Source organism: Nocardia sp. NPDC004582 (assembly GCF_053602115.1).
In genome coordinates this window covers 1-26,996 of the sequence record NZ_JBSGCY010000095.1, presented here as the reverse complement: position 1 = coordinate 26,996, position 26,996 = coordinate 1, and the positions used below count along the sequence as shown (strand labels likewise).

At 69.4% G+C, this 26,996-nt stretch carries 27 protein-coding genes; 11 read left to right on the top strand and 16 right to left on the bottom strand.

The window, feature by feature from the left end:
* The coding region (gene hrpA, locus ACWELJ_RS23630) for an ATP-dependent RNA helicase HrpA (RefSeq protein WP_452368306.1) at positions 1-1,999 on the bottom strand (1,999 nt) is incomplete at its 3' end.
* Between the two features lie 138 nt (positions 2,000-2,137).
* On the opposite strand from hrpA, the gene ACWELJ_RS23625 reads away from it, so the two are divergent.
* Positions 2,138-2,767, top strand: a complete 630-nt coding sequence (locus ACWELJ_RS23625; RefSeq protein ID WP_452368305.1) for a Pr6Pr family membrane protein — start codon at positions 2,138-2,140, stop codon at positions 2,765-2,767.
* 10 nt (positions 2,768-2,777) lie between these two features.
* Here ACWELJ_RS23625 and ACWELJ_RS23620 read toward each other — a convergent pair whose 3' ends face one another.
* Together ACWELJ_RS23620 and ACWELJ_RS23615 are read right to left on the bottom strand one after the other, a co-directional pair.
* Complete coding sequence (locus ACWELJ_RS23620) at positions 2,778-3,233, bottom strand: GNAT family N-acetyltransferase (RefSeq protein ID WP_452368304.1); 456 nt, start codon at positions 3,231-3,233, stop codon at positions 2,778-2,780.
* A gap of 345 nt (positions 3,234-3,578) precedes the next feature.
* Positions 3,579-3,773 carry a hypothetical protein gene (locus ACWELJ_RS23615; protein WP_452368303.1) on the bottom strand — a complete coding sequence of 65 codons (195 nt, stop codon included), beginning with the start codon at positions 3,771-3,773 and terminating at the stop codon, positions 3,579-3,581.
* Positions 3,774-3,962: 189 nt separating this feature from the next.
* Between ACWELJ_RS23615 and ACWELJ_RS23610 the strand changes: the two genes are divergently transcribed.
* Both ACWELJ_RS23610 and ACWELJ_RS23605 read left to right on the top strand, forming a co-directional pair.
* The gene (locus ACWELJ_RS23610; RefSeq protein WP_452368302.1) at positions 3,963-4,577 is read left to right on the top strand and encodes a DUF5134 domain-containing protein; all 615 of its coding nucleotides are present in this window, start codon (positions 3,963-3,965) and stop codon (positions 4,575-4,577) included.
* A 127-nt stretch (positions 4,578-4,704) separates the two neighbouring features.
* The gene (locus ACWELJ_RS23605) at positions 4,705-5,931 is read left to right on the top strand and encodes an aminotransferase family protein (RefSeq protein WP_452368301.1); all 1,227 of its coding nucleotides are present in this window, start codon (positions 4,705-4,707) and stop codon (positions 5,929-5,931) included.
* A 56-nt stretch (positions 5,932-5,987) separates the two neighbouring features.
* On the opposite strand, the gene ACWELJ_RS23600 is transcribed toward ACWELJ_RS23605, so the two are convergent.
* The 4 genes from ACWELJ_RS23600 to ACWELJ_RS23585 all read right to left on the bottom strand — a co-directional run bounded on the left by ACWELJ_RS23600 (position 5,988) and on the right by ACWELJ_RS23585 (position 8,750).
* Entirely contained in the window at positions 5,988-6,680 is a 693-nt protein-coding gene (locus ACWELJ_RS23600) for a PhzF family phenazine biosynthesis protein (RefSeq protein WP_452368300.1), read from the bottom strand.
* A 21-nt stretch (positions 6,681-6,701) separates the two neighbouring features.
* Positions 6,702-7,451: an HNH endonuclease family protein gene (locus tag ACWELJ_RS23595; protein ID WP_452368299.1), complete on the bottom strand. Its 750-nt coding sequence runs from the start codon at positions 7,449-7,451 to the stop codon at positions 6,702-6,704.
* Between the two features lie 147 nt (positions 7,452-7,598).
* Positions 7,599-8,138, bottom strand: a complete 540-nt coding sequence (locus ACWELJ_RS23590) for a carboxymuconolactone decarboxylase family protein (RefSeq protein WP_357096437.1) — start codon at positions 8,136-8,138, stop codon at positions 7,599-7,601.
* Positions 8,139-8,162: 24 nt separating this feature from the next.
* Positions 8,163-8,750 (bottom strand): peroxiredoxin, encoded by a 588-nt coding sequence (locus tag ACWELJ_RS23585; RefSeq protein WP_357282991.1) that lies wholly within the window; start codon positions 8,748-8,750, stop codon positions 8,163-8,165.
* Between the two features lie 107 nt (positions 8,751-8,857).
* Here ACWELJ_RS23585 and ACWELJ_RS23580 point away from each other — a divergent pair, with 107 nt between their 5' ends.
* The 4 genes from ACWELJ_RS23580 (at position 8,858) to ACWELJ_RS23565 (ending at position 12,703) form a co-directional block, all read left to right on the top strand.
* The gene (locus ACWELJ_RS23580) at positions 8,858-9,766 is read left to right on the top strand and encodes a LysR substrate-binding domain-containing protein (protein ID WP_452368298.1); all 909 of its coding nucleotides are present in this window, start codon (positions 8,858-8,860) and stop codon (positions 9,764-9,766) included.
* A gap of 78 nt (positions 9,767-9,844) precedes the next feature.
* Positions 9,845-10,621 carry an MBL fold metallo-hydrolase gene (locus tag ACWELJ_RS23575; protein ID WP_452368297.1) on the top strand — a complete coding sequence of 259 codons (777 nt, stop codon included), beginning with the start codon at positions 9,845-9,847 and terminating at the stop codon, positions 10,619-10,621.
* Entirely contained in the window at positions 10,618-11,073 is a 456-nt protein-coding gene (locus ACWELJ_RS23570) for a gamma-glutamylcyclotransferase family protein (RefSeq protein ID WP_452368296.1), read from the top strand. Before ACWELJ_RS23575 ends, ACWELJ_RS23570 begins: the two co-directional genes overlap by 4 nt.
* 34 nt (positions 11,074-11,107) lie before the next feature.
* Complete coding sequence (locus tag ACWELJ_RS23565) at positions 11,108-12,703, top strand: acyl-CoA synthetase (RefSeq protein ID WP_452368295.1); 1,596 nt, start codon at positions 11,108-11,110, stop codon at positions 12,701-12,703.
* Positions 12,704-12,725: 22 nt separating this feature from the next.
* On the opposite strand, the gene ACWELJ_RS23560 is transcribed toward ACWELJ_RS23565, so the two are convergent.
* From ACWELJ_RS23560 to ACWELJ_RS23550, 3 genes are all read right to left on the bottom strand, one after another.
* Positions 12,726-13,163: an RpiB/LacA/LacB family sugar-phosphate isomerase gene (locus ACWELJ_RS23560; protein WP_452368294.1), complete on the bottom strand. Its 438-nt coding sequence runs from the start codon at positions 13,161-13,163 to the stop codon at positions 12,726-12,728.
* Positions 13,164-13,199: 36 nt separating this feature from the next.
* Positions 13,200-14,183 (bottom strand): aldo/keto reductase, encoded by a 984-nt coding sequence (locus ACWELJ_RS23555; RefSeq protein WP_452368293.1) that lies wholly within the window; start codon positions 14,181-14,183, stop codon positions 13,200-13,202.
* Between the two features lie 100 nt (positions 14,184-14,283).
* On the bottom strand, positions 14,284-14,868 hold the full coding sequence (locus tag ACWELJ_RS23550; RefSeq protein ID WP_452368292.1) for a TetR/AcrR family transcriptional regulator: 585 nt from the start codon (positions 14,866-14,868) through the stop codon (positions 14,284-14,286).
* A gap of 97 nt (positions 14,869-14,965) precedes the next feature.
* On the opposite strand from ACWELJ_RS23550, the gene ACWELJ_RS23545 reads away from it, so the two are divergent.
* A complete protein-coding gene (locus ACWELJ_RS23545; protein ID WP_452368291.1) occupies positions 14,966-16,003 on the top strand; it encodes a beta-ketoacyl-ACP synthase III in 1,038 nt (345 codons plus the stop codon).
* A 102-nt stretch (positions 16,004-16,105) separates the two neighbouring features.
* Here ACWELJ_RS23545 and speD read toward each other — a convergent pair whose 3' ends face one another.
* From speD to ACWELJ_RS23525, 4 genes are all read right to left on the bottom strand, one after another.
* A complete protein-coding gene (speD, locus tag ACWELJ_RS23540) occupies positions 16,106-17,320 on the bottom strand; it encodes an adenosylmethionine decarboxylase (protein ID WP_452368309.1) in 1,215 nt (404 codons plus the stop codon).
* 12 nt (positions 17,321-17,332) lie between these two features.
* Positions 17,333-18,433, bottom strand: a complete 1,101-nt coding sequence (locus ACWELJ_RS23535; RefSeq protein ID WP_452368308.1) for a type III PLP-dependent enzyme — start codon at positions 18,431-18,433, stop codon at positions 17,333-17,335.
* 223 nt (positions 18,434-18,656) lie between these two features.
* On the bottom strand, positions 18,657-21,125 hold the full coding sequence (locus tag ACWELJ_RS23530) for a DEAD/DEAH box helicase (RefSeq protein ID WP_452368307.1): 2,469 nt from the start codon (positions 21,123-21,125) through the stop codon (positions 18,657-18,659).
* A gap of 88 nt (positions 21,126-21,213) precedes the next feature.
* A complete protein-coding gene (locus ACWELJ_RS23525) occupies positions 21,214-22,167 on the bottom strand; it encodes a proteasome assembly chaperone family protein (RefSeq protein WP_452368290.1) in 954 nt (317 codons plus the stop codon).
* 182 nt (positions 22,168-22,349) lie between these two features.
* On the opposite strand from ACWELJ_RS23525, the gene ACWELJ_RS23520 reads away from it, so the two are divergent.
* Entirely contained in the window at positions 22,350-23,075 is a 726-nt protein-coding gene (locus ACWELJ_RS23520) for a sensor domain-containing protein (RefSeq protein WP_452368289.1), read from the top strand.
* Positions 23,076-23,142: 67 nt separating this feature from the next.
* Here ACWELJ_RS23520 and ACWELJ_RS23515 read toward each other — a convergent pair whose 3' ends face one another.
* Entirely contained in the window at positions 23,143-23,697 is a 555-nt protein-coding gene (locus ACWELJ_RS23515; protein ID WP_452368288.1) for a hypothetical protein, read from the bottom strand.
* Positions 23,698-23,820: 123 nt separating this feature from the next.
* On the bottom strand, positions 23,821-24,768 hold the full coding sequence (locus ACWELJ_RS23510) for a helix-turn-helix transcriptional regulator (protein WP_452368287.1): 948 nt from the start codon (positions 24,766-24,768) through the stop codon (positions 23,821-23,823).
* A gap of 94 nt (positions 24,769-24,862) precedes the next feature.
* On the opposite strand from ACWELJ_RS23510, the gene ACWELJ_RS23505 reads away from it, so the two are divergent.
* Positions 24,863-25,270: a VOC family protein gene (locus ACWELJ_RS23505; RefSeq protein ID WP_452368286.1), complete on the top strand. Its 408-nt coding sequence runs from the start codon at positions 24,863-24,865 to the stop codon at positions 25,268-25,270.
* 328 nt (positions 25,271-25,598) lie between these two features.
* The gene (locus ACWELJ_RS23500; RefSeq protein WP_452368285.1) at positions 25,599-26,906 is read left to right on the top strand and encodes a DUF4192 domain-containing protein; all 1,308 of its coding nucleotides are present in this window, start codon (positions 25,599-25,601) and stop codon (positions 26,904-26,906) included.
* Positions 26,907-26,996: the final 90 nt, after the last annotated feature.

Genomic DNA, 26,996 nt, shown 5'->3' with positions numbered 1-26,996 from the left:
CGGACGCCGCATCCCCCGCCCGGCCGGAGCCGCGACCGCGACGACCGCGGCCGGTGTCGCCGCTGTCGTCGGACGCGGTTGCGGTGCGGTCGAATTGGGCGTCGGAGCCCTCGGCGTTCCAGCCCAGCCCGCGAGTGATGGTGCGCAGCTGGCCGTGCAGGTCCTGCCATTCGCGGATGCGCAGGTAGTGCAGGAACTCGTCGCGGCACATCCGGCGGAACTGGTTGGAGGACAGGGCGTTGCGCTGTTCGCGCAGGTAGTCCCACAGACGCAGGTACGACAGGAAGTCCGAGCCCTCGATGGTGAAGCGAGCGTGCTTGGTGTCGGCGGCCTGCTGATGCTCGACCGGTCGTTCGCGGACGTCCTGGATCGACAACGCCGCCACGATGATGAGGACCTCGGACAGGCACCCGCCGCGGTTGGCCTCGACCAGCATGCGGGCCATGCGCGGATCGACGGGGATCTGCGCCATCTCGCGGCCGATCGGGGTGAGGACCAGTCCGGCGTCGGGGATCTCGCGCCGCGCGGAGGCGTCGGCCTCGGCGCGGGCGAGCGCGCCCAGTTCCTCGAGCAGCGCGATGCCGTCGCGGATGGCGCGGCCGTCCGGCGGTTCGACGAACGGGAAGCCCTCGATGTCGCCGAGTCCGAGCGCGGTCATCTGCAGGATGACGGCGGCCAGATTGGTGCGCAGGATCTCCGGTTCGGTGAACTGCGGCCGGGATTCGAAGTCGTCCTCGGAGTACAGGCGGATGGCGATACCGTCGGCGACTCGGCCGCAGCGGCCCGACCGCTGCCGCGCCGAGGCCTGCGAGATGGACTCGATCGGCAGCCGCTGCACCTTGGTGCGCATCGAATAGCGCGAAATGCGGGCCGTGCCAGGGTCGATCACGTAGCGGATGCCCGGCACCGTCAACGAGGTCTCGGCCACATTGGTGGCCAGCACCACGCGCCGCCCGGTATGCGCCTCGAACACCTTGTGCTGCTCGGCCGCCGACAGCCGCGCGTACAGCGGCAGGATCTCGGTGCGCGGTAGCCGCATATCCCGCAACGAGTCGGCGGTGTCGCGGATCTCGCGTTCGCCGGACAGGAAGACCAGGATGTCGCCATCGCCCTCGGCCTGCAGTTCCCGCACCGCGTCGCCGATGGCGTCGGTGGGGTCGCGGTCGACGATCGCGGTGTCCTCGTCGTCGGGATCCTCGGAGGTGACCGGAACCTCCAGCGACAGCGGCCGATACCGGACCTCCACCGGATAGGACCGGCCCGAGACCTCGACAATCGGTGCGGGCGTGCCGTTCTCGTCACTGAAGTGCCGCGCGAACAACTCCGGATCGATGGTCGCCGAGGTGATGACGACCTTCAGATCCGGCCGCTGCGGCAGCAACTGCTTGAGATACCCGAGCAGGAAGTCGATATTGAGGCTGCGCTCGTGCGCCTCGTCGATGATGATCGTGTCGTAGCGGCGCAGCAGTCGATCGCGCTGGATCTCGGCGAGCAGGATGCCGTCGGTCATCAGCTTCACCAGCGTGCGATCGGACGCCTGATCGGTGAACCGGACCGTATAGCCGACCACATCGCCGAGCTCGGTGTGCAGTTCCTCGGCGATGCGCTCGGCCACCGTGCGCGCCGCCAGCCGTCGCGGCTGGGTGTGGCCGATGGTGCCGCGAATCCCGCGCCCGAGCTCGAGACAGATCTTGGGCAGCTGGGTGGTCTTGCCCGAACCGGTCTCACCGGCCACGATCACGACCTGGTGCGCGGCGATGGCCGCGGCGATATCGTCGCGCCGCGCGGAGACCGGTAGCTGTTCGGGATAGGTGATGGCCGGGACGGCGGCCCGGCGGGATTCCACCCGGCGCTGGGCGGCGTCGAATTCGGCTTCGAGGGAGGTGAGATCGCCGCCGCGGGCCTTGTCGAGCCTGCGACGCAAGCGATGTTCGTCGCGGATCGAGAGATCGGCCAGGCGGGAACGAAGCTCGCGAGAGGTGGCGGCGGTCCTGGTCATTGCACTGTCAACGATAGCGAAGAGTCGGTCCGTGCCGGTCGGCGCGGTCTCGGATCGCCCGGCCGCGGGCTTGCCGGAAGTGTGCCGCATCGGCGTATCGTCCGCATTCGAGCGGATCCTCATGCGACGATCTGGGCCATGGTCGTCAGAGGTGGTACGCCCTTGTGGATCCGGGCGCTGCGCGTCGTCTTCGCAATCGTGGGGGTCGTCGCGTTGGTCTGGATCCCGCTGCGGAACCTGGATAATCCGAATTACTCGCACCTGAACTTCTTCAGCTACTTCACCATCCAGTCCAATGTCATCGGCGTCATCGTTCTGCTGGTCGGCGGCTTGCGCGACCCCGCGGGCCGCCGCTGGGAACTGGTGCGCGGCGCGGCCACCCTCTACCTGACGATCACCCTCATCATCTACGCGGTGCTGCTGTCGAACATCGACGTCCAGCTGACCGAGAAGTGGATCAACGACATCCTGCACCGGCTGATCCCCATCGTGCTGATCGCGGACTGGTTGCTGGTGCTCGCGCCCGGCATCAAGCCGACCGTCAAACTCGTCCTGGGCTGGCTCGCCTACCCCTTGGCCTACGGCGCGTACACCCTGATCCGCGGCCCCTTCGCCGACTGGTACCCCTACCCGTTCATCGACCCGCGTGACCAGGGTTACGGGTCGCTGACCATCGGCCTGGTGGTGATGGCGGTGGTCTTCGCGATCCTCGGCGTCATCGTGGCCGCGGTGACCGGCCTGATACCCCGGGCGGTCGCCCGCCGCTGACGCCGCCGGCTCAGAGCACGCGGGTCATGAACACACTGTGCGGGTCCGCGGCGTAGTCCGCGAAGGGCCCGCAGCGCTCGAACCCGTAACGCTCGTACAGCCGCACCGCGGGCCGATAGAACTCCGACGATCCGGTCTCCAGACTCAACCGCGCGTACCCGCGCGCACCGGCCTCGGCGAGGATGTGCCGCAACAACTGTGACGCGACCCCGCGCCCGCGGTACCCGGCCGTGGTCCGCATGGATTTGATCTCCGCATGCGTCGGATCCAGCTCCTTGAGCGCCCCGCACCCGGCCAGCTCGGTCCCGTCCCACGCGGACCAGAAGGTGATCTCCGGCTTGCGCAGCGCCGCCACGTCGAGCGCGTGCATGCTCTCCTCCGGCGAGTTCGCCAGCATCTCGGCCACGTGCGCCTCGAGCAGACCGACCACCTCGGGCCCGGTCAGATCATCGACCACAATCCGCATGTCGCCAGGCTAGCGAGCCGCCGCCCCGGGCCGTGCGGTGACTGACCTGGAGCGCCAACTCGCCGACCTGGCGTGCCGTCGGCCCCGGTGTGTCCCGTGCGCGGCCGCCCTTCCGGCCACACTCGGTGTGGCCGGAAGGGTTTCGTGATCTTGTCGGGTTACCCGGCCGGTGTTCGGAGCGTCGTGGGGCGAACCGTGAAGTGCACATTTCCGAGAGTGCCGGCGCGGGGCGTCGGATACGTGCACGGCGGCCCGAAGCTTGAAGACGGCCCGGTAGCCGCAAGGCTCCGGGCCGTTGCCAGGTCCGCGCTCGGCATGGTCCGCCCCGCGCTCAGCATGGTCCGCTCAGCGCTCGGCGAGACCGGCCTCCAGGGCGCTCAGGCGCGCGTCGAAGCCGCGCATCTCCTGCAGGATGCCCTTCATCGCCTCGGTCATCTGATCGACGGAATAGCGCAGCAGGTTCACATTCGCCCGCAGATCGGCGATCGGGTCGACGGGTTCGCCGGTTCGGCGCGGGCGCTCGGCTCGGTTGTGTCGCATGGCGTGACTCCTCTGTTCATGGCCTCGATACGAACGTTTCAGGGCGGCCGGGGGAGTGAATCGGCCGGGTGATCGGTCACGAGTGGCGGTGTGCGGGCGGGGGATTCGGCAGCGCAAATTCCGGGCGGCGCGCGCCGATGCTGTCAGCATGGAGGGGGAGCCGGTCGCCGCGGTGAGAGGTGGTGGGGCGTGGGGTTGTTCGTGGAGCAGTACGGGCTGGTGCGGTGGAGTGCGGTGATCGCCTTCTGCCTGGCCGCCGCCCTGGTGGTCGCCAGGTTGGCCCGGGCGCGGCCGGTCGGCTGCGACGGGCCGCGCGCGGATCGCGAATCCGATGCCGCGCATCTGGTGATGTGCCTGGTCATGGTGGGAATGCTGGTGTTTCCGACGGCCGTCGACGCGCACGCGGTGCGCGGGGTGCTGACGGCCATGGTGGTCGTGTACACCCTGGTGCTGGGTGAGCGGATGCTGCGGTGGCGCAACGGGATCGGGGACGCCGGCGCGGGAACCGCCGGGGCGTTCGCGTATCACGTGCTGGCGGCCGCGGCCATGCTGTACGCGATGAGCGGGCACGGAGTGCACGAGCACGGTGTGCCGGGGCCCGGGGGACCCGCGCCCGCTCCGCTGCTGGCGCTGGCGGCGCTGTTCGCGCTCGACGCCGCGGTCATGCTGACGCCGGGCTTGCGCCGCCGTTTGCCGGGAGTGTTCCCGCACCCCGGTGGCCCGGCGGGAGCGCCGGCCGTGGTGCCGCATCTGGTGATGGACCTGGGCACCGCCTACATGCTCGTGGCGGCCGCAGCCGGATGAGCCCGCTGCCCGTCGCGGCGCAGCCGGGGGCCGTTCGACCTGTTCACCGTCGTACGGGTTAGATGGTGAGCAAAGGTCGGTTCGCCCGGTTGGGGGCGGCCGGTATCGGGTGATGGAGGTGCTCTGGATGGGTTCGCTGTGGCATGGCTTCGCCGATATGGGTGCGGTCGAGCGGGACGGGGCGTTCGTGGTCGCGCGCGGCGAGGGCGCGCGCATCTGGGACGAGAGCGGCACCGAGTATCTCGATGCCACCGGCGGACTCTGGTTCGCCAATGTCGGCCACGGCCGGCGCGAGATCGCCGACGCGGTGGCCGCGCAGCTGACCCAGGTCGCGCACTACTCCAACTTCGGCGACCTGGTCTCCCCGGTGACCCGCGATCTGGCCGAGCGGCTCTCCGCGCTCGCCCCGGTGCCGGGCAGCAAGATCTTCTTCACCTCGGGCGGCTCCGATGGCATCGACACCGCCGCCAAGCTGGCCCGCCGCTACTGGCAGGAGATGGGCCGCCCGGAGAAGACCATCCTGGTCGGCCGGCAGAAGGCGTACCACGGCATGCACGTCGGCGGCACCTCGCTGGCCGGTATCCCGGTCAACGGCGAGGGCTACACCGGCGTCTTCATGCCCGACACCCGCACCATCGAATGGGATCAGGCCAAGGCGCTGACCGCGCTGATCGAGGAGCTCGGCGCCGAGCGCATCGCGGCCTTCTTCGCCGAACCCATCATCGGCGCGGGCGGGGTCTACCTGCCGCCGGAGGGCTACCTGGCCGAGGTCCGGCAGATCTGCCGCGACAACGACATCCTGTTCGTCGCCGACGAGGTCGTCACCGGTTTCGGCCGCATCGGCGGATCCTGGTTCGCCTCCTCGCGTTTCGGCCTGGAACCGGACCTGATGACCACCGCCAAGGGCCTCACCTCCGGCTACGTCCCCATGGGCGCGGTCTTCATCGCGCCCCGCATCGCCGAGCCGTTCTTCTCCGGCGGCGTGTGGTGGCGGCACGGCTACACCTACGGCGGCCACGCCGGTGCGGCCGCCGCGGCCATGGCCAACCTCGACATCTTCGAGCGCGAGAACCTCCTGGAAGCCAGCAAGAACCTGGAAGCGCTACTGCACGAGCACTTCTCGCCGCTGGCGGACCACCCGCGCGTGGCCGAGGTGCGCAGCGGTCTGGGCGCGGTCGCCGCGGTCCAGCTCGCCGACCCGGGCGAGGCGCTGGGCATGGTGAAAACCCTGCGCGCGCACGGTGTCTCGACCCGTGCGGCCGGTCAGGGCGCGCTGCAGATCTCGCCGTCGTTCGTCATCACCGAGGCCGAGGTCGTGCAGATGGCCGCGCGGTTCGCCAGCGCGCTGGGCTGAGCGGCCGACCGGCCGCTCGACGCATCGGCCCCGCTGCTTGATCCCCCGGGAGCGGGCTAGATCACGATGGGGTGATCGGCGGCGGCCCGGCCGCCGATGCGGGCCCAGCCGTCGGAGTCCCATTCGGTGAACAGCTGTGACCCCTGGCCCTGCGTGATGTGCAGGCCCCGGGTGAGCAGCGCGGTGAGCGCGATGGCGGCCGCGCCGGTGGCCTCGTCCTCGGGAATTCCCAGGCCGGGGGCGAACATTCGGGCGCGGGCGGCGCCGCGGGGCTCATTGGTCCAGGCCCAGCAGTAATGCTGGCCGCCCGGGAAGTCGGCCGGGTCCAGGGTGGCGATCAGCTCCGGATCCTCGAACTGGTGGAATTCGAAGGTCGGCGACCAGGACGCGCGGGCGCGGGCCCAGGTCAGCCCCTCGGTGAGGGCGACCTCGACGGGGCCGGCCGGGACGTCGATGACCTTCACCGGCGCGAGCTGCTCGTTGAGCCACCAGGCGGCGCCGATACTGGCCCGCCCGGCGAAGGGCACCTCGACGGCGGGGGTGTAGATCCGCATCGCCACCCGGCCGTCCACCGGGTCGTCGACCACCGCGGTCAGGCTGTGGCCCACGCGCGCGGCGAGCGCCTGATGATCGATGTGCTCCACGGCGGAGCGGCGCACGATGCCGAGCGGGCTGCCGAATCGACCGGCCGCGTCGGTGAACACACGCACGACCTCGATCTGGGCGCTATCACTTTCCGGAACGGTCATGTCACGCGAGCTTACCGACAGTTATCGATTAGCGGGAGGTCCACAGGTATCGAGCATGTCGGCCAGGGCGCTCTTCTCGGTGGGCTGCACGCTCAGTCCCCAGCGCGCTTTGACGCTCACCCAGCGGCGCGCGTACTCGCACTGGAACGCCTGCCGCGGCTGCCATTGATCCGGAGACTTGGCGCCCTTGTCCTGATTGGCCTGCTTCTGGACGGCGAGCAGATTGCCGACATCGTTGGCGAACGTCTCGCGCTGTTCGGGTGTCCACTGCGAGGCGCCCGAGCGCCAGGCGTCGCCGAGCGCGACCACGTGGTCGATCTCGATACCGGAGGATGTGAAGCGGTCGTAGGCGATTCGCTCCCCGGTGTAGGGATCCTCGAGCGTGCCCGACAGCACCAGGCACGAATTGCTGTCTCCCATACGGGTTTCGGTGAGGTCGCGCTTCATCACCTGTTCGCGTGCGGTGCACCCGCCGGTGAGCACCGGCTCGCCGCCGCGTCCGGACCAGCCGGGTCCGAAGGCGTTGCGGTCGTAGGTCTCCCAGTTGCGGTTCCACGCGACGGTGAGGCGGTCCAGTCCGGCTCGCGCCCGAGTGGCGTCCAGGATCGGGGTACCCGACTGCTCGGGCGGCGGGGGTGTGTCGGCGGCGGGGGTCTGGTGGCGATTCAGATACAGCGCCAGGCCACCCGCGCCGAGCGCGATGAGAAGCACGGAGGAGGCGAAGAGTCTGCGCCAGCGACGCCGGGCAGGGGTCCGGGAGCGCGGAGACATGCGGGGAGTCTAGGTGGGCGATCCGGATGTTTCGGGCATTGTTGCCGGATTGCAGCAATTTTCTGGCAAATAAACTGCGGGCCGGACACCCTGTGGTGTCCGGCCCGCGGCCGAGAATTCGCGTCCCGGGCGGCGCCCGTCGGCCGGCTAGACGGCGGCCGTGGCCAGCGCCTCGGTCGACGCCACGGCCTGGCCCACGCCGGCCACGATCGCGGCCGCGCGCAGCGCCTCGAAGATCACCTCGCGCGACACGCCCGCCTCACGCAGGGTGTGCTCGTGCGCCTCCAGGCAGTGCTGGCAGCCGTTGATCGAGGAGACCGCGAACGACCACAGCTCGAAATCGACCTTGTCCACGCCCGGAGTGCCGATGATCTGCATGCGCAGTCCCGCGCGCAGATCGTCGTAGCGGCCGTCCAGGAACGCCTTGCCGCGGTAGAACACATTGTTCATACCCATGATCGACGCGGCGCCCAGCGCGGCGTTGTACGCCTCGGCCGACAGCACGTCGGCCGCCTCCTCGGCGATCTCCCGCAGCGTGGTCGCGGACTTGGTGGCCGCGGCCGAGGCCAGCAGGGTGCCCCACAGCTGCTGCTCGTTGAGTACGGTGCTGCGCGCCATGGAGGACAGGTTGAGCTTGAGGTCCTTGGCGTACTCGGGCAGCGAGTTCTTCAGGTTATCGATGGTCACGACGAAATTCCTTACGAGCCTTGCTTACACCGACGCGGTCATGAGCTCGCCGGCCTGGATGGTCGGGTCGCCCTTCTTCCAGTTGCAGGCGCACAGCTCGTCGGACTGCAGGGCGTCGAGCACCCGCAGCACCTCGTCGACATTGCGGCCCACCGAACCGGCGGTGACCGACACGAACTGGATCTCGTTGTTCGGGTCGATGATGAAGGTGGCGCGGTCGGCGACGCCGTCGGCGTTGAGCACGCCGGTGGCCGCGGCCAGTTCCCGCTTCAGGTCGCTGAGCATCGGGAACGGGAGGGTCTTGAGGTCCTCGTGCTGGGCGCGCCACTGGAAGTGGACGAACTCGTTGTCGACGGAGGCACCCAGCACCTGCGCGTCGCGATCGGCGAACTCCTCGTTCAGCTTGCCGAAGGCGGCGATCTCGGTCGGGCACACGAAGGTGAAGTCCTTGGGCCAGAAGAAGACGATGCGCCACTTGCCGGCGTAGTCGTCGCTCGAGATCTGGGTGAAGTAGTCGTCGGGCTGCTGAGCGTTCACCTTCGAGAGATCACCGCCGATGACAGCCTTCAGGTTGTACGCGGGGAACTGATCGCCGATGGTCAGCAGTGCCATGAATGCTCCTCTAAGTAGTCATGCCGATTGTGTCGAGACTTCTGTATACGATCCTGGCTGAACAGCGGTGAGAGGTAAAGGTGATCGGTCGCACTACACTCATAGGCGTGACTGATCAAACTTATCAGCCCACCCTGTCACAGCTGCGTGCGTTCGTGGCCGTCGCGGAATACCGGCACTTCGGTACCGCGGCGACCCGGCTCGGCGTGAGCCAGCCCACGTTATCGCAGGCCTTGGCATCATTGGAAAACGGACTGGGGCTGTTGCTGATCGAGCGCAGCACGCGTCGCGTGCTGGTCACGGCCGACGGCAAACGTTTGCTGCCGCAAGCCATCGCGACCCTCGAGGCGGCCGACCGATTTGTCGCCTCGGCCGCCGGCGAGGGGCTGCGCGGCACGCTGCGGCTGGGCATCATCCCGACCATCGCCCCCTACGTGCTGCCCACGCTGCTGCCCGAATTGCGCAGGCGGGTACCCGCTCTCGCACCGCACGTCATCGAGGATCAGACCGCCCGGCTGCTGGACGGCCTGCGCTCGGGCGTGCTCGACGTGGCCATGCTGGCGCTGCCCGCCGACGCGCCCGGCCTGGTCGAGATACCGCTCTACACAGAGGAGTTCGTGCTGGTCGTACCGCGCGGCCACGAGCTGGCCGGGCGCGCTGACCTGACCCCGGCCGACCTGGACGCGCTGCCGCTGCTGCTCCTCGACGAAGGGCACTGCCTGCGCGATCAGACCATGGACCTGTGCCGCGCCCACGAAGCCCAGCCGGGCGCGGTCGGCGACACCCGCGCCGCGTCACTGGCCACCGTGGTGCAGTGCGTCGCGGGCGACCTCGGCGTCACCCTGATCCCGGCCATGGCGGTCCCCGCCGAAACCGCGCGCGGCACCCTCGACGTGGCGACCTTCGCCGCACCCGCGCCCGGGCGCACGGTCGGGCTGGCGTTCCGGTCCTCCACCGCGCGCGCCGAGGACTACGAGCTGCTGGCGGAGATCATCCGCGAGGGCCGTCCGCGCTGAGCCGTCGCGCCGGACGTCCCGGCAAATGCGGCAACCTGCGCGGTTGCGTCACTCTGGGGCGTCTGAAACGCTCGAGCCATGCGCGTCCATCACCTCAACTGCGGCACCATGGGATTCGGCATCATCGATCACTGCCTGCTCGTCGAGACTCGCGACGCGCTCGTGCTCGTCGACACCGGGTTCGGGCTCGAGGCGGTGCGGCAGCCCGGAAAGATGCTGGGTGCCAGCCGTTTCCTGATGGGTGCGAAACCGTCCGAGGGCGAGACCGCGATCCGCCAGATCCAGGCGCTGGGCTACGACCCGCGCGACGTCCGGCACATCATCCTCACCCACCTCGACCTGGACCATTCCGGTGGACTCTCGGATTTCCCCGAGGCCACCGTGCACATCCACGGACCCGAATTCCGGGCCGCCACGGCCACTCCCACCCTGTCGGAGAAGCTGCGCTACCGGGCCGCGCAATGGGCGCACGGGCCCAAGTGGATGGTGAACGAGGTGGAAGGCGGCGAGGACTGGTTCGGCTTCACCGCGGTACGCGATCTGCCCGGGCTGCCGCCGGAGATCCTGGTGGTGCCGCTGCTCGGTCACACCCGCGGTCACGCCGGGGTGGCGATCGATCACGGCGACGGATGGCTGCTGCACGCCGGTGACTCGTTCGTCACCGAATCCAGCATTCACCCCGAGGAACCGTTCACACCGTTCTGGTGGAAGGTGTACGAGACCGGGGCCATCGCGGCGGAGGCGTACCGGCTGAACCAGCGGCGGCTGCGGGAACTGCGGAAGCTGCACGGGGACACGGTGACCGTCGTCAACTCCCACGACGCGGGGCTGTTCGCGCGGATCGCCGGGCGATGAACCGGTGGGCGCGCCGACTGCCGGCCGCGAGTGATCCGCTGTTCGTCTACGGCACATTGCGGTTCGAGGTGGTGCTGACCGCGCTGCTCGGACGCGTACCGGCGATGGAGCCCGCGCGGCTGATCGGCCGGCGGGCCGCCGCGCTACCCGGGCGGGTGTATCCGGGACTGGTCACCGCGACCGACGCCGTGGCCGAGGGGTTTCTGCTCACCGGACTCGGCGCCGACGACTGGCGCGTGCTCGACGCCTTCGAGGACGACGAGTACGACCTGACACCGGTCCCGGTGCACGCGGGGGAGCGGGTCGGGTACGCGTGGACCTACGCCTGGACCGCCGAGGCCGCCGAGGCCGATTGGTCGGCCGCCGACTTCGAGGCCCGGCACCTACATCATTACGAGTCGAAATGTGCTGCGTGGCGGCGGGATCTGATCCTGCTCAGCGAGACTGTATGACGCGGGACACATTCGTGCGGTAGAAGTTGGTCGCATGGATGCACAGGGCACTGATCGGACCGTGACGGGCGCGCGCTCGCAGGCGCTCGGAGATCTGCTGCGGCGCAGTGCCGCCCGGGTCCCGGACAAGACCGCGCTGGTGTGGCGCGATCGGCGCGAGAGTTACGCCGACCTGGACGCTGCCGTGAACCGGGTCGCCCACAGCCTGGCCGATCGCGGTGTGGGGCAGGGGGATCGGGTCGCGATCTACTCGCACAACTGCCGCGAGTTCGTGCTGCTGTACTTCGCGCTGGCCCGGCTCGGCGCGATCTCGGTGCCGATCAACTTCATGCTCACCGCCGACGAGGTGGCGTTCATCCTCGAACACTGCGGGGCGATCGGCCTCATCGCCGAGGACGGTCTCGCCGGGCAGGCCGAAGCCGCGGTGAAACAGCTGGGTGACAGCGAGATCCGGCTGCTCGGCCGGATCGGACTCGCCGACCTGCCGGCAGTGACCGGATGGGAGGAGGTGAGCGCCTGGGAAACCCACCCCGACGCCTCCGCCCCCGAGGTGTTCGTCGCCGACGACGACCCCATCCAGATCATGTACACCTCCGGCACCGAGTCGCGCCCCAAGGGCGCGGTGCTGTCGAGCCGCGCGCTGATCGCGCAGTACACCAGCGTGGTCGTCGACGGCCGGATGAGCGCCGACGATATCGAGGTGCACGCGCTCCCGCTGTACCACTGCGCCCAGCTGCACTGCTTCCTCACCCCCGACCTGTGGCTGGGCGCGACCAGCATCCTGCTGCCCGGCCCCGACCCGGCCACGGTGTTGCGCACCATCGAAACCGAGCGGGCCACCAAACTGTTCTGCCCGCCCACGGTGTGGGTCTCGCTGCTGCGCCATCCCGACTTCGACAGCTACGACCTGTCTTCCCTGCGCAAGGGCTACTACGGCGCGAGCATCATGCCCGTGGAGGTGCTGCACGAACTCGCCGAGCGCCTGCCCGGTGTCGGTCTCACCAACTTCTACGGCCAGACCGAACTCTCGCCGCTGGCAACGGTTCTCGCACCCGAGGATCAGCTCGCCAAGCCCGGGTCGGCGGGCCGGCCGGCGCTCAATGTCGAGACCCGGGTGGTCGACGAGGAGGACAATCCGGTCGGCGTCGGTGTGGTCGGCGAGATCGTGCACCGGTCCCCGCAGGCCATGCTCGGCTACTGGAACGATCCGGCCAAGACCGCGGAAGCCTTCCGCAACGGCTGGTTCCACAGCGGCGACCTGGGCGTGCTCGACGCCGACGGCTACCTCAGCGTCGTCGACCGCAAGAAGGACATGATCAAGACCGGCGGCGAGAACGTGGCCAGCCGCGAGGTCGAGGAAGTCCTCTACGAACACCCGGACGTCTCCGAGGCCGCCGTGGTCGGCATCCCGCATCCGCGCTGGATCGAGGCGGTCGCCGCCATCGTGGTGGCGCGCACCGGAACCGAACCGGACACCGCCGCCGTCATCGCCCACTGCAAACAGCGCCTCGCCGGCTACAAGGTCCCCAAGTACGTGACCTTCGTCGAGGCGCTGCCCAAGAACCCCAGCGGCAAGATCCTCAAGCGCGAATTGCGCACGCGGCACGCGCATCTGGCCGCCGAGGACTGATCACCCGAGCCCGGAAATCCGATCAGCTGATCAGATCCACGTGGGCGATGTTCGCCCGATCGCCGGGGTCCGTGCTCGGGGCCCCGGCGAACCAGGCGTCGAGAATCTCGCCCAACTGCGCGCGTGAGGTGAGGCGCAGACTCAGCGCCAGCACGTTCGCGTCGTTCCACTTCCGCGCTCCCTCAGCGGTATACGCGTCCACGCACAACGCCGCCCGCACCCCGGCGACCTTGTTGGCGGCGATGGACGCGCCGGTGCCGGTCCAGCAGCACACGATCGCCTGCTCGGTCCGGCCGTCGGCCACATCGCGCGCCGCCGCCTCGCAGGCCCACGCCCAGTCGTCGCGTTCGTCCGGATCGAGGGCCCCGTGCACGGTCACCTCGTGCCCGCGCGCCCGCAGCTCCTCGACCACGGCCGTGGCCACTCCGGTGTCCTCGTCCGCGGCAACCGAAATCCTCATGCGGTCATTCTCCTCACCGAGGGCCGGGATCGGGTACTAGCGGTTGGTGACGCGCGCGAGCGCTTCGGGATAGCGCGCTCCGGCCACCGATGCGGCCGGTGCGGCGGCTTCGATACGGGCCAGATCCTCCGGCGACAGCACGATCTCGGTCGCGGCGACGTTCTGCTCGAGGTAGGCGCGGCGCTTGGTGCCGGGGATCGGAACCACATCCTCGCCGCGGGACTGCACCCAGGCCAGCGCCAATTGGCCCGCGGTGACGCCCTTCTCGTCGGCCAGCTTCCGCAGGGCCGCGACGATGGCGAGATTGGCGTCGATATTGCCGTCAGCGAACCGGGGCAGGCGGCGGCGCATGTCGTCGGCGGGCAGATCCGCGGTGGAGGTGATCGCGCCGGTGAGGAAGCCGCGGCCCAGCGGCGAGAACGGCACGATGCCGATCCCGAGCTCTCGGCAGGCCGGCACGATCTCGGCCTCGATATCGCGGGTCCACAGCGACCATTCGCTCTGCAACGCGGTCACCGGGTGGACGGCGTGGGCGGCGCGGATGGTGTCGGCGGAGGCCTCGGAGATGCCGAGGTAGCGGACCTTGCCGGCCCGCACGAGTTCCGCGAGCGCGCCCCAGGTCTCCTCGATGGGCACGTTCGGGTCCACGCGATGCTGGTAGTAGAGGTCGATGTGGTCGACGCCCAGCCGGGCGAGGGACTCGTCGCAGGACTGCTTCACATACGCGGCGTCGCCGCGCGCGCCGAGCGTGCCCTGCTCACCCCAGACGATGCCGAACTTGGTGGCCAGCACGACGCGGTCGCGGCGGTCGGCGATGGCGCGGCCGAGCAGCCGCTCGTTGGTCTCCGGACCGTAGACGTTCGAGGTGTCGAGCAGGGTGACGCCGAGGTCCAGGGCCCGGTGGATAGTGGCGATGGACTCGGCGTCGTTGTCCTGGACGCCGTAGGCGCCGCTCATGCCCATGCAGCCGAGGCCCTGGGCGCCGACGGTCAGCTCGCCGAGCTTCCTGGTCGCGATCATGCGATGAATCCTCCTCGGTAGGAATGGAATTCGCGGCGGTCCGCCGCCTGTTCATGACGCTACGACCTGGAGTGCGCTCCAAGTCAACCGGCGGCCGGGGTCAGCGGCGGTCGGGCAGGTGGTGGTGGAGCAGGACGGTGAGCTGGGCCCCCGCGTCGGTGAAGGGGAGGCTGGATTTCAGGGCGCGGCTCTGCACGATGGCGCCCTCGATGACCGAGAGGGCGAAGCCGGACAGTGAGCAGGCGGTGGCACGCTCGATGCCCGCGTCGACCAGTCCGTCGGCCAGACGGGCGGTCCATTCGGAGAAGGCCTGCCCGGCCGCGGACTGCAGGGCCGGGTCGAGCTCGTCGAGGGCGGCGGCCATCATGAACGATCCCGCGCGGAACTCGCTGGTCTCGAGCTGGCCGCGCCAGAAGCCGAGCAGCTCGTCGACCCAGGCGTCGAGGGAGGGCGCGACCGGCAGCGCGTCGGACATGCGGCTCACGTGGGAGTAGACCATGCGCGACACGATGCGGGCCGCGGTCGCCACCAGTTCGCCCTTGCCGGAAGGGAAGTGCTGGTAGAGCGAGTTTCTGGAGGCGTTGCTGCGTTTGAGGAGTTCGTTGAGACCGGCCGCGTGCACGCCGTGTTCCTGGACGGTGGTGATGGTGCTCGCGATCAATCGGGCGCGTGGTCCCGCCGTCATTGCAATTTCCTCCAGCCCTTGTGTGAACCGATCGGTCCATGTTAAACCTAACCCACGTGGACCGATCGGTTCATATGGGAAAAGAGGAAATCCGCGCATGTCAGCCCAGATCGCCACCGCCACCCCGGTAGCCCACGCCGCCCTGCTCGGCCTGGGCGTGTACCGGCCCCGCCGGGTGGTCCCCAACGCCGAGATCGTCGACCGCATCAATTCCTCCGACGAATGGATCCGGACCCGCTCCGGCATCGAGGCCCGCCACTGGGCCGATGATGACGAGACCATCGTCGGCATGAGCACCGCCGCCGCCCGCGACGCGCTCGCCGCCGCCGGAGTCACCGCCGAGCAGATCGACGCGGTCATCCTGGCCACCTCCTCGCAGATGGTGTTGGGACCGTCCGCCGGGGCCGTGGTCGCGACCGAACTCGGCATGCACGACACCGCCGCCTTCGACGTCTCGGCCGGGTGCGCGGGCTTCTGCTACGCGCTCGCCAACGGAGCCAACCTGGTGCGCGCCGGACAGGCCCGCCACGTACTGGTGATCGGCGTGGAGCGGCTCTCGGACCTGCTCGACCAGGACGACCGCACCTGCGCGTTCATCTTCGCCGACGGAGCGGGCGCGGTCGTGGTGGGCGCTTCCGACGTCGAGGGCATCGGCCCGGTGGCCTGGGGTTCGGACGGCAGCCAGACCGCCGCGATCAAGCAGGACAAGGACTTCAAGAGCTACTTCGCCGAGGTGGCCGCGGCCGAGGCCGCCGGCGGGCACGCCGAGCGGCCCTATATCCGGATGAACGGTGCGGCCGTATTCCGCTGGGCCGTAACGTTCTTGGAGAAGGCCTGCCGCGACGCGCTGGATCAGGCGGGCGTGAACGTCGAGGATCTGGACGCCTTCGTGCCGCACCAGGCCAACGGCCGCATCACCGACGCCCTGGTGCGCGCGCTGCACATGCCCGAGAACGTCGCTGTCGCAAGGGATATCACCGAAACCGGCAACACCAGCGCCGCCTCCATCCCGATGGCCATGGAGCAGCTGCTGCGTTCGGGCGCGTCCAAGCCGGGCGACACCGCGCTGCTGCTGGGCTTCGGCGCGGGCCTGGCCTACGCCGGCCAGGTGGTCACTCTCCCCGCGATCGCGTGACGATCGGGGCGGCGACAACGAAATCCGTTGTGTGAAACGACGAAAAGCGAAGCGCCCCGCACAGCCAGGCTGTGCGGGGCGCTTCGGTGTCGCGCTGATCGACTAGACGCTCACGCCCACACGCAGCGCGTGCGGCTCGATCGCGCCGCGGACCAGGGCCCGCTCGTCGATGGTCTCGGCCTTATAGGGCAGGGTCGACAGCGTCTCGGTCATCTTGGCGACCGGATCCGCGATCGCGGCCGGGGTGCCGAAGATGAAGGTCCACTCGTGCTCGTCGCTGACGTAGGGAACGACGGTCTCGAACAGGTTGTGGAAACGGGTCCACGAACGCTTCAGGGTCTCGTTGCGCCACATGGTCTGACAGCCGGCCTGCGCGGCGAGCACGCCGCCCTCGGCCAGCAGCGCCTTGCAGCGGTTGAGGAAGTCGTCCTCGTAGAGGCGGTTGTGCTGCGCGTCCTCGACCCGCTCGTCGGGCAGGTCGATGCAGATCATGTCGTAGCGCACGCCCGCGGCCTCGGCCTTGGCCAGGAAGTCCCAGCCGTCGGCGTAGTGCATCTTGATCGGCCCGTTCTGCGCGACCGCCGCGGCCAGGTCGGCCTCGGAGTAGCCGTAGGGGAGGTGCTTGGCGCACAGCTCCACCTCCAGCTGGTCGATGTCGACATGGTCGACGAGCGAGGCGCCCGCGGCCACCGACATCTGCGAGGCGACACCCTCACCGGAACCGATGATCAGCACCTTGTCCAGCTTCGCGGCCAGCGCGTACCCCGGGACCAGCATGGCCTCGTGGTAGGTGAGCTGCGAGAACTCCGTGGACTGGCGGTCGTCGTCGGAGAACAGGGAGATGCCCTGCTCGGTCTTGGCGATCACCATGTGCTGGTACGGGGTGTTGGTGTCGACGATGGTCTCCGTCGTGTTCCACACCCGGGTCAGGCCCTCGCCGACCGGCTCGTGGATCCGGCGGGCGGTGTGGCCGCGCTGGATGACCTCGATGTTGACCGACCCCGGGGACAGCTCCTGCTGCAGCAGTTCGACGGCCTTGGTGGCGCCGGAACCGATGCTGCCGCAAGTGAATACGTCGACGAAGATGTCGCCGGACTCAGGGTAGGTGTGGATCGAGGCGTGCGACTCGGCGAGCAGGGCCAGGATGGTGACACCCTGCGGCTCGAACTTCTTGCGCACGACATCGCAGATGGTCACCCCCGCGGCGACCAACGATTTTCGAAGCGCGGTTTCGAGTCGTTCGAGGTCATCGCAGAGGCCAGCGTCGACACCACCGAACTCGGCCAGCACATGCCAGCCGGTGAATTCTGCCGTGATCATGGCTAAAACTCACTCTCGCTCAGCGCCAGTGACATGGACTGTCAGTGGCGGAAAACCGTTGAAGGACACCGACGAATAACTCGCCGTATAGGCGCCGGTCTCGAGGATCCGAACGGGATCACCGGCTCGCAACGTGGTCGGAAGGAGGACACGCGTGCGTTGATAGAGTACATCGTCGCCATCACACGTAGGACCGGCGACTACCGCCTCGTCCTTCGGATCCGCGTCCCGATCGGTTTCGAATCGGTAGGCGATGTACTCGTTCTCGGTTTCGGCCATGCCGTTGTAGCGGCCGATGTCGAGGTATACCCAGCGCCGCCCGTCCGGCGCTACACGAACATTCACCACTTCGGCGTGAATCACACCGGTGTTGCCCACCAGGGCGCGACCGGGCTCCACCACCAGAGCCGTGTGTTCCGGGAGATAGCGGGCCGCCGCATCGGCGATCGCCGCGCCCAGCTCCGAGACCCCCGGAGCCGGATCGGCGTACGAAATCGGAAGTCCCCCACCGATATTCACCGCCGTCACTGGAATGTCTTTGACCGCCAACGCTTCCGCGATGGCACCGGCCTGCTCGATCCCGATGCCCCAGGCCTTCGGGTCCAGCTGCTGCGAGCCGACATGGAAGTAGGGACCGACCACCGTCAGGCCCAGATCGTGCGCCCGCACCAGCAGCCGCTTGGCCTCGCCCGGCGCACAGCCGAACTTGGTTCCGAACGGGGTCTGCGACTGCGGGGCCGAGGACAGGAACCGGCACTCGACCTCCGAGCCCGGCGCATGCTCGGCGATGCGTTCCAGATCGTCCTCGGTGTCGAAGGCGTAGCGTCGCACGCCCGCCGCGTAGGCGGTGGCGATCTGGGAGGCCTTCTTGATCGGATTGCCGTAGCACATGACGGCCGGATCAACGCCCTGAGCGAGGCAGAGTTCGATCTCACCGACGCTGGCGACGTCGAACTCCGCGCCCTCGTCGTTCAGCAGCCGGATGATCTCCGGCACGGGACTCGCCTTGACGGCGAAGCGAATTCGTGCCGCGGGTAGGGCGGCGTGCAGTGCGCGATAGTTCGCGCGGACCTTGTCGAGGTCGATGACCAGACAGGGCGACTCGGGCATGTTTCGACCGGGCAATCTAAGGGAACTCTTTTCTGTCGGCCAGGGCGGCAGGGACTCAGGCAACCTGCGAGACAATACACGCGTTGAGCCTCGAAAAACGAACCGGCGGACGATCGATTACGTCACTCTAACGCCGGGATTCGTTCATCCGCCCTCGGCGACGTCTTACGAGAGTATGACCCCCGACGGCCGTGGCGGCCGGTACGCGATCGGCGGCGGGGAGTCAGCCCGCGGTGATCGACAGATCGTCGAAGACCACTTCGCCCGCGGCGTCGGACTCGGCCAGATCCACGACGGCGCCGATGGACCAGCCGTGGTCGCCGTTGGGGTCGTCGAGCACCTGGCGGACATCCCAGAATCCGGGCCGGTGCTCGACCCGGAACAGCTGCGGCCCCCGGGCGTTCGGACCGGTCCCGATGGTTTCGTACTCGTCGAAATAGGACCCGAGTTCGGCCGCCCAGTCCAGGTCGTCGCCCATCTCGTCGAGCGCCTCCCAGCGTCGCAGCGCGGCCAGCTCCACCCGCCGGAACATGGCATTGCGCACCAGCACCCGGAACGCCCGCTCATTGGCGGTGATCGGCCGCACCGTCTCCGCCCCGAACGCCACCTGCTGCTCGTCGCCCTCGGCGCCGGGATTGGTGAGCTGCTCCCACTCGTCGAGCAGGCTGGAGTCGACCTGCCGGATCAGCTCGCCCAGCCATTCGGTGATGTCGTCGAGCTCCTCGGTGCGGGCCTGCTCGGGCACGGTCCGCCGCAGCGCCCGGTAGGCGTCGGCCAGGTACCGCAGCACCACGCCCTCGGAGCGGGCCAGCTCGTACCCCGACACCAATTCGGCGAAGGTCATGGACCGCTCGACCATCTCCCGCACCACGGCCTTGGGGGAGGGCTCGAACTCCGACACCCAGGGGTGCCCGGCCTTGTAGGTCTCGTACGCCGGCTCGATGAGTTCGGCGGCCAGGGGTTTGGGCCAGGTGACCTCTTCGAGGAGTTCCATGCGCTCCTCGTATTCGATGCCGTCGGCCTTCATCTCCGCGACCGCCTCGCCGCGCGCCTTGTGCTGCTGGGCCATGAGCAGCTGGCGCGGATCCTCGAGCGTGGACTCGATGAGCGAGATGACGTCGAGGGTGTAGGTCGGCGACTCCTTGTCCAGGAGTTCCAGCGCCGCCAGCGCGAAAGGCGAGAGCGGCTGATCGAGCGCGAAGTCACGCTGCAGATCCACCATCAGCCGGGCGTGCCGGCCGTCGGCGTCGGGTTCGTCGAGCTGCTGCACCACGCCCGCGTCGCGCAGCGCCCGATACAGCCGGATCGCCTTGAGGATGTGCCGGCGCTGCGCCGCGCGCGGCTCGTGGTTCTCCTCCAGCAGGTGCCGCATGGCGTGGAAGCAATTGCCCTTGCGCGCGATCACGTTCAGCAGCATCGAGTTGGTCACGTTGAACCGCGACACCATGGGTTCGGGCGAGGCCGCCACCAGCCGGTCGAAGGTCTCCTCCGACCAGGACACGAAACCCTCCGGCGGCTTCTTCTTCTGGACCTTCTTGAGCTTCTTGGGATCGTCGCCCGCCTTGGCGATCAAGCGCGCGTTCTCCACCTCGTGCTCGGGAGCCTGCACCACCACGGTGCCCAGGGTGTCGAAGCCCGCGCGCCCGGCGCGGCCCGCGATCTGGTGGAACTCGCGGGCATTGAGCCGGCGGGTGCGCACACCGTCGTATTTGGTGAGCCCGGTCAGCATCACCGTGCGGATCGGCACATTGATGCCGACGCCGAGAGTGTCGGTGCCGCACACCACCTTCAGCAGTCCGTCCTGCGCCAGCTTCTCGACCAGTCGCCGGTACTTGGGCAGCATGCCCGCGTGGTGCACGCCCACACCGTGGCGGATGAACCGCGACAGCGTCTTGCCGAAACCGGTGGCGAAGCGGAATTCCCCGATGGCCGCGGCGATGGCCTCCTTCTCGGCCTTGGAGGACATGTTCACGCTCATCAGCGCCTGCGCCCGTTCCATGGCCGCGGCCTGGGTGAAGTGCACGACATACACCGGCGCGAGACTGGTGGTCACGAGATCCTCGAGCGTCTCGGTGATGGGGGTGCGCACATACGAGAAGCTCAGCGGCACCGGCCGTTCCGAACCGGAGACGACGGCGGTCTCGCGGCCGGTGCGCCGGGTCAGGTCCGCGGCGAAGAAATCGACCTCGCCGAGGGTGGCCGACATGAGCAGGAACTGGGCCTTGGGCAGCTCGATCAGCGGCACCTGCCACGCCCAGCCGCGATCGGGATCGGCGTAGTAGTGGAACTCGTCCATGATGACCTGGCCGACATCGGCCGCGGCGCCCTCGCGCAGCGCCAGATTGGCCAGGATCTCCGCGGTCGCGCAGATGATGGGCGCGTCCGGGTTGACCGCGGCGTCACCGGTCACCATGCCGACCCGGTCGGCGCCGAACACCTCGCACAGCGCGAAGAACTTCTCGCTCACCAGCGCCTTGATCGGCGCGGTGTAGTAGCTGCGCTCGCCCTTGTTGAGCGCGGCGAAGTGCGCGCCGATCGCGACCAGCGACTTACCCGACCCGGTCGGGGTATTGAGGATGACGTTGGACCCGGTCACCAGTTCCAGCAGCGCCTCTTCCTGCGCCGGGTACAGGTTCAGGCCCTCCGAGCCCGCCCAGTCGGCGAAGGTCTCGTACAACCAGTCCGGGTCCACGTCGGAGACGGCACGGTCGGGAACCAATTCGGACAGCTGCACGCCGACAGACGTTACCGGTCGGCGCCGGGTAATCCCGCAACGACCACTACCGCAGCGGCGGGTTCTCCGGTCCGTCGCCGTCGGCGAACCCGGCCTGCTCGGCCAGGAAGCGCTCGAACTCCGCGCCCAGCTCGTCGCCGGTGGGCAGATCGTTCTCGCTGGCCAGCAGGCTGGACTGGCGTTCCTGGGCGGTGACGAAGCTGTCGTACTGCCGCTCGAGCGCGGCGACCACGGTCTCCACCTCGGAATTGCCCGCGATGTGCTCGTTGACCTGTTCGCGCACCCGCGCGGCGGCGTCGGTGAGCGCGGCCAGCGGCAGTTCCAGGCCCGCGTTCGCGGCCACGTTCTCCAGCAGCGTCTGCGCGGCCTCCGGATAGGCGGTCTGGGTCAGGTAGTGCGGCACGTGCACCGAGAAGCCGACCGACTCGTGCCCGTGCTGGGCCATCCGGAACTCCAGCAGCGAGGACGCGCTGCCGGGCACCTGCAGCTCACCGGGCCAGCGCTGGTGCTCGCCGACCAGATCGGAGTCGGAGGCGTGCGCGGTGACGCCGAGCGGGCGGGTGTGCGGGATGGCCATGGGAATCGCGCTCAGACCGATGGTGCGGCGCACGCCCAGCTGTTCGGCCAGCAGGCGCACCGCGGTCACGAACCGTTCCCAGCGCAGATCCGGTTCCAGCCCGGCCAGCAGCAGGAACGGCGTGCCCGCGGTGTCCTTGAGGGCCCACAGGCTCAGTTCCGGCTCGGTGTAGTCGGAGAAGTGATCGGTCTTGAACGTCATGAGCGGACGCCGCGAGCGGTAGTCGAGCAGCTCGTCCATGTCGAACGAGGCGACCAGTTCGCTCTCGAGGCTCTCCTTGAGATGCGTGGTGGCGAGGCGTACCGCGTGCCCGGCGTCGGTGAAACCCTCGAGGCCGTGCACCAGCACCGGGCCCGAGCCGTCGGGAGAGGACAGCTGCGGAGCCGGGAACTCCAGCTCGTACATTCGCGACTCGTAGTCCATCGCGTACTCCTTCCTGCGTGGCCCACTTTCGCGACCAACCCCATTGTCCCTCATGCCCATGACAGGTGCGCAGCACCCGCACCCGCACTGCAACACGCCACACCCGGACCCGCATTCCCGCGATGCCCGGCGCGCGGCGTGGCATTCGGTGTGAACAGCCGATTTTCGGCATAGTGGGCGGGGTGACCGAGCCCTCCGCACCCGCAATACGCAGCACCCGCAGGCCCGCTCGGATGGTGGGGATCGTCACGCTGGGCACGGCGCTGGCGGCCTGCGGGACCACGGTCACCGGGCATCCGATCGCCGCACAGAATCCGGCGCCGGTCGCCGTCGCCGACAAGACGCTCACCGCGATGCTGCCCGACCCCTCGCAATTCCCGTCGCGCTACACCGCGATCGTGCTGTCGCCGGAGTCCGCGGCTCAGGCCGCCTACGACCTCGAGGGGTATCTGCCAGGCGCTCAGGTGGATCCGAGCACGTGCGCGCCGGTCGCGCCGAAGAGCGGTCCGGCGGTCTCGGTCGGGACCGACGACCGTGGCCAGGCGACACTCACCGTGGTGCTGACCCGCCCGGGCAAGCCGCTGTCGACCCTGCGGGATCAGTTGCAGCACTGCGGGACCGTGAAGGTCGCGCACACCGGGGTGACCACGGTGGTGACCACGCAACTGGATCCGCCGCCGCCGGTCCTCGCCGACGACTCACTCGCCGTGCGTCGCACGGCCGGTCCCGAGAATCGGCCGGGCGGTCCGGAGAACCGCGACGGCCTGACCCGCAGCATGCAGACGCTGATCGGTCAGGTCGGCGAGGTGCGGGTCGCTGTGACGTACATGACTTCCGGGTCCACCTCCGATACCGAGGCGCTCGACACGCTGTTCACCGCGGCGGTCCGCAAGGTGCGCAAGGGCTGAGCGTCCTCGGGGCCCGGGACGTCGCGGGAAAGGGAGCCGACCCTGCCTGCCCGGCTCCCGGACCCCATCAGCAGGCCGGAAGCGGCTGATTCGAACCCGAGTTGGAACCGCTGCCGCCCGAGCCGGTGCCCGAACCGCTGTCGCCGGAGCCGGTGGCCGAGCCGCTGCCGCCCGAACCGGTGCCCGCCGAACCACCCGACGAGCCCGGGATCAGCGCGGAGATCGGCGGGCAGGTTCCGCCCTTGCCGACGATGTAGACGGTCTGGACGCTGGCCAGCCCCTGGCGGACGCCCACGGTGTAGGTGCCGTCATTGGTGGGGTGCCAGGCCAGATTCGCGGCCGCGCCGGCGCCATAGGAGACGGGGGTGAGGGTGCCGATGACCGCGCCGTTGACCAGGAAGTCGACCGGGGTCAGCTGGTCGGCGCCGCTCAACGAGGCCTGGATGACGCAACCGTCGGCGACACTGCACGGCTTGTCGCTGGTGAGGCCCGCGACATTGATGTTCTCGATGGCGGCGCCGGCCGGGGCAGCGAGGATGGAACCGGCCACCATGGCGAGCGCGGCGGCCGCCGTCACGCCGGCGGCGGGCCGTCGTAGATCCGGGTGGAGCTGTTTACTCACGGAAAATCCTTTCGGCGCGTTGAAGGGGTCGCGCCGGGCGGACTGTAACAGTGGCGGACTGTGAAAGTTCACGAAATCGCCACTGCTGCAACATCATTCGATTATCGCATAACCGGGAAGCGGTTACTCCCGGGTACGGTAGCGGGCAACGAGCTCCGCGCCCAGGCGCGCCAGTTCCGCGCGCACCGATTCCGGCTCCACCACCTCCACGGCCGCGCCCCAGCCCGCCAGTTGCTGGGCGATCATGAGCGGCGTCGGCGCGGTGACCCGGGCGCGTACCCGCCCGTCTTCGGCGGGGCCGTCCAGAACGCAGTGCCGCCCTTGCTGTTTGCGCAGCACCGGGGCCAGTTCGGCGGTGATCAGCACCGTCGCCACGAGCGAGGAGCGCTGCCGCTCGACCTCCTCGACCACTTCCGACCAGGCGGCCGGCAGATCGAAATCCTCCGGCCGGGAGGCGATCTCGCCGGTCGGCTCGGCGCTCGTGATCCGGTCCACGCGGAAGGTCCGCCGGCCGTGCTCGGTTCCGGCCACCAGGTACCAGATGCCGTCCTTGTCGACCAGTCCCCACGGATCGGCCAGCCGCTCGGTCCGCTGCCCGGCGCGCTCGTAGCGCAGCCGGATCCGGCTGCGGCGCACCACCGCCCGCTGCAACTCGTCCACCAGGGCCGGTGGCCGTTCGCTGGACTCGCCCCAGCGGGCCGAGTCCACCACGATCGCGGTCGCCGCCGCCTCGGCCGTGTCGCGGAAGGTGGGCGGCAAGGCGCGCAACAGCTTCCGCAGCGCGGACTTGGTCGCCGGGCTCGCCGTGGCCACCGGACCCAGCAGCAGGAACAACGCCTGGGCCTCGGGGCCGGTGAGTCCGCTCAGGTCCGTGCGCGCGCCGCCGACCAGCGCCCAGCCGCCGCCGCGCCCGGGCTGCGGGTAGACCGGGATACCGGCCGTGGACAGGGCTTCCAGGTCCCGGCGCGCGGTCGCCACCGACACCTCGAGCTCGGCCGCCACCTCGGCCGCGGTCACCCGGCCCCGGGTCTGCATGAACAGCAGGGTCGCCACCAATCGATCCGCGCGCATATCCGGAATTCTGCCCGGAAAAGTGCTCATTTGGTGAGCACTTTGTGCGTGATGATGGTGAGGTAACCAGCTGAACCGACCGAGGAGAACGACCATGCTGCGTGGAATGGCCACCGTCAACTACTTCGCCGACGACCTCGAGGCGGCCAAGGACTGGTACAGCGACCTGCTCGGCGTGCAGCCGTATTTCGCCGTGCCGGGCGGGTACTACGAGTTCCGCATCGGTGACTACCAGGCCGAATTGGGCATCATCGCGGGCAAGTTTGCGCCCTCGCGCCCGGATGTCCCGGGCGGTCAGATCGTGAACTGGCATGTCGACGATGTCGCCGCCACCTTCGAGCGGCTGCTCGGCATGGGAGCGACGGTTCACGAGCCGATCATCGAGCGTGGTGAGGGCACCGGATTCGTGACTGCCTCGGTGGTGGATCCGTTCGGCAATGTCCTGGGGATCATGACCAATCCGCATTACCTGGCGATCCTGGCCGAGTCCCGGCGCGCCTAGGCGTCTTTCGTTGCGCACGGTCTCCTTCCGGCGCTGCCGCGGGGCAGTGCCAGGCGGACACTAGCAGCGGGAACCCGACGGGGCGGGCAAAATGAAATGATTGCATTTCATGTTTTCGGCCCGGGGGTTCGGAGCAGGGCTCGCGGGCAGGGCGGCCGCGTGGGCGGGCGCACGATAACAACGGGCACCGACAGAGTCCCGCCCGCGGCTGCCGGGCCACGCCCAGTACTCCACGGCGCGCCATCGGGACGATGAATCATCCACAGCCCCAGCGAAACCCGAGGTCGTCGATCGGGGCCGAGCGGCGGCCGGGCGCACGCTCGACGGCATGAACGCACCCATCGAACCCATGCCGCCCATCAAGCCCGCGCCGCCGATTGAGCCCGCGCCGCCGATCGAGTCCGCGCCGCCGATTGAGCCCGCGCCGCCGATTGAGCCCGCGCCGCCGATTGAGCCCGCGCCGCCGATCGGGCCCGCGCTGTCCGTCGAACCCGTGCCGACCGTCGAACCCGTGCTGACCGGGGAGTCCGCGTCCCGCCCGGTGCCGGCCCTGTCCGATCGCCCGGACACCGCGGCCGATCCGCCGTTCGAGGATCCGGGGGAGTGCGGGCCGCGGCTGCGCGCGCCCGACGATCTGATCGCCGCCGTCCCCGCGATGCTCGGTTTCATGCCGGTGCGGTCGCTGGTGGTGGCCGTGCTGCGGGCAGACCCGGACTCACCGGAGGTCGCCGCGGTCGAGGTGGTGACCCGGATGGATCTCGACCATCCGGGCCGATCCGCGACGGGGCTGCTGGTCGATCGAGTCGCGGGAATCTGTGTGCGGCACCGGGCCGTCGCGGCCCTGGCGCTAGTGGTCGACGATCGCGCGACCGAACCCGATGGTCGGCACGCGGGGGTCAGGTCGCGCGAGCACACCGATCTCGTTGCCGCCCTGGAACATCGGCTCGACGCGGACGCGGTGCCGCTGGCCGGAGCCTGGGCGGTGCGGGCCATCGGGCCGGAACTGTCCTGGTGGACGCTGTCGGGCCCGTGGTCGCGCGGGCTCCAGCACGATCCGGCGACGTCGATGGTGACCCTGCGTCACGTCCTCGACGGCCGCCCGCTGCGTGGGTCCCGCCGGGAACTGACCGATGTGCTCGAGGTCGATCCCGTGGCGCGGGACGCGACCGCCGCCGCCCTCGAGATCGCGGCGGCCGCCGCGGGCCGGCGGCTGGCCCGGCTGGTGCACCACGGTGATCCGCGGGTGCGGTTGCGACTCGAATTGTGCCGGGTGCTGCGCTATCTGGAACGCACCGAGGCCGGGGCCCGCCTCGCCCCGGTCGAGCTGGCGGATCTGGCCGTGGCGTTACGGGATCCGGCGCTGCGCGACATCATGTTCGGACTTGCCCCCGGCCCGCACGCCGACGGTGCGGAAGCGTTGTGGACCCAGCTGACCCGGGCATTGCCCGACCCCGATCGCGCCGAAGCGGCCGCGCTGCTGGGCTATTGCGCGTACGCGCGGGGCGACGGCCCGCTGGCCGGCGTGGCGCTGGACGCCGCGCTGACCGCGGATCCGCGGCACCGCATGGCGACGCTGCTGGAACTGGGCTTGCGGACCGGCATGCCGCCGGAGCGGTTGCGGCGGCTCGCGGACTGAACCGAATGGATCGTGCCCTGATGGCCCTGCGCCGTGGGCGATCCGAACCCCGGCACTTCGCCCATGGGGATCGATGTGGATGGTTCACCG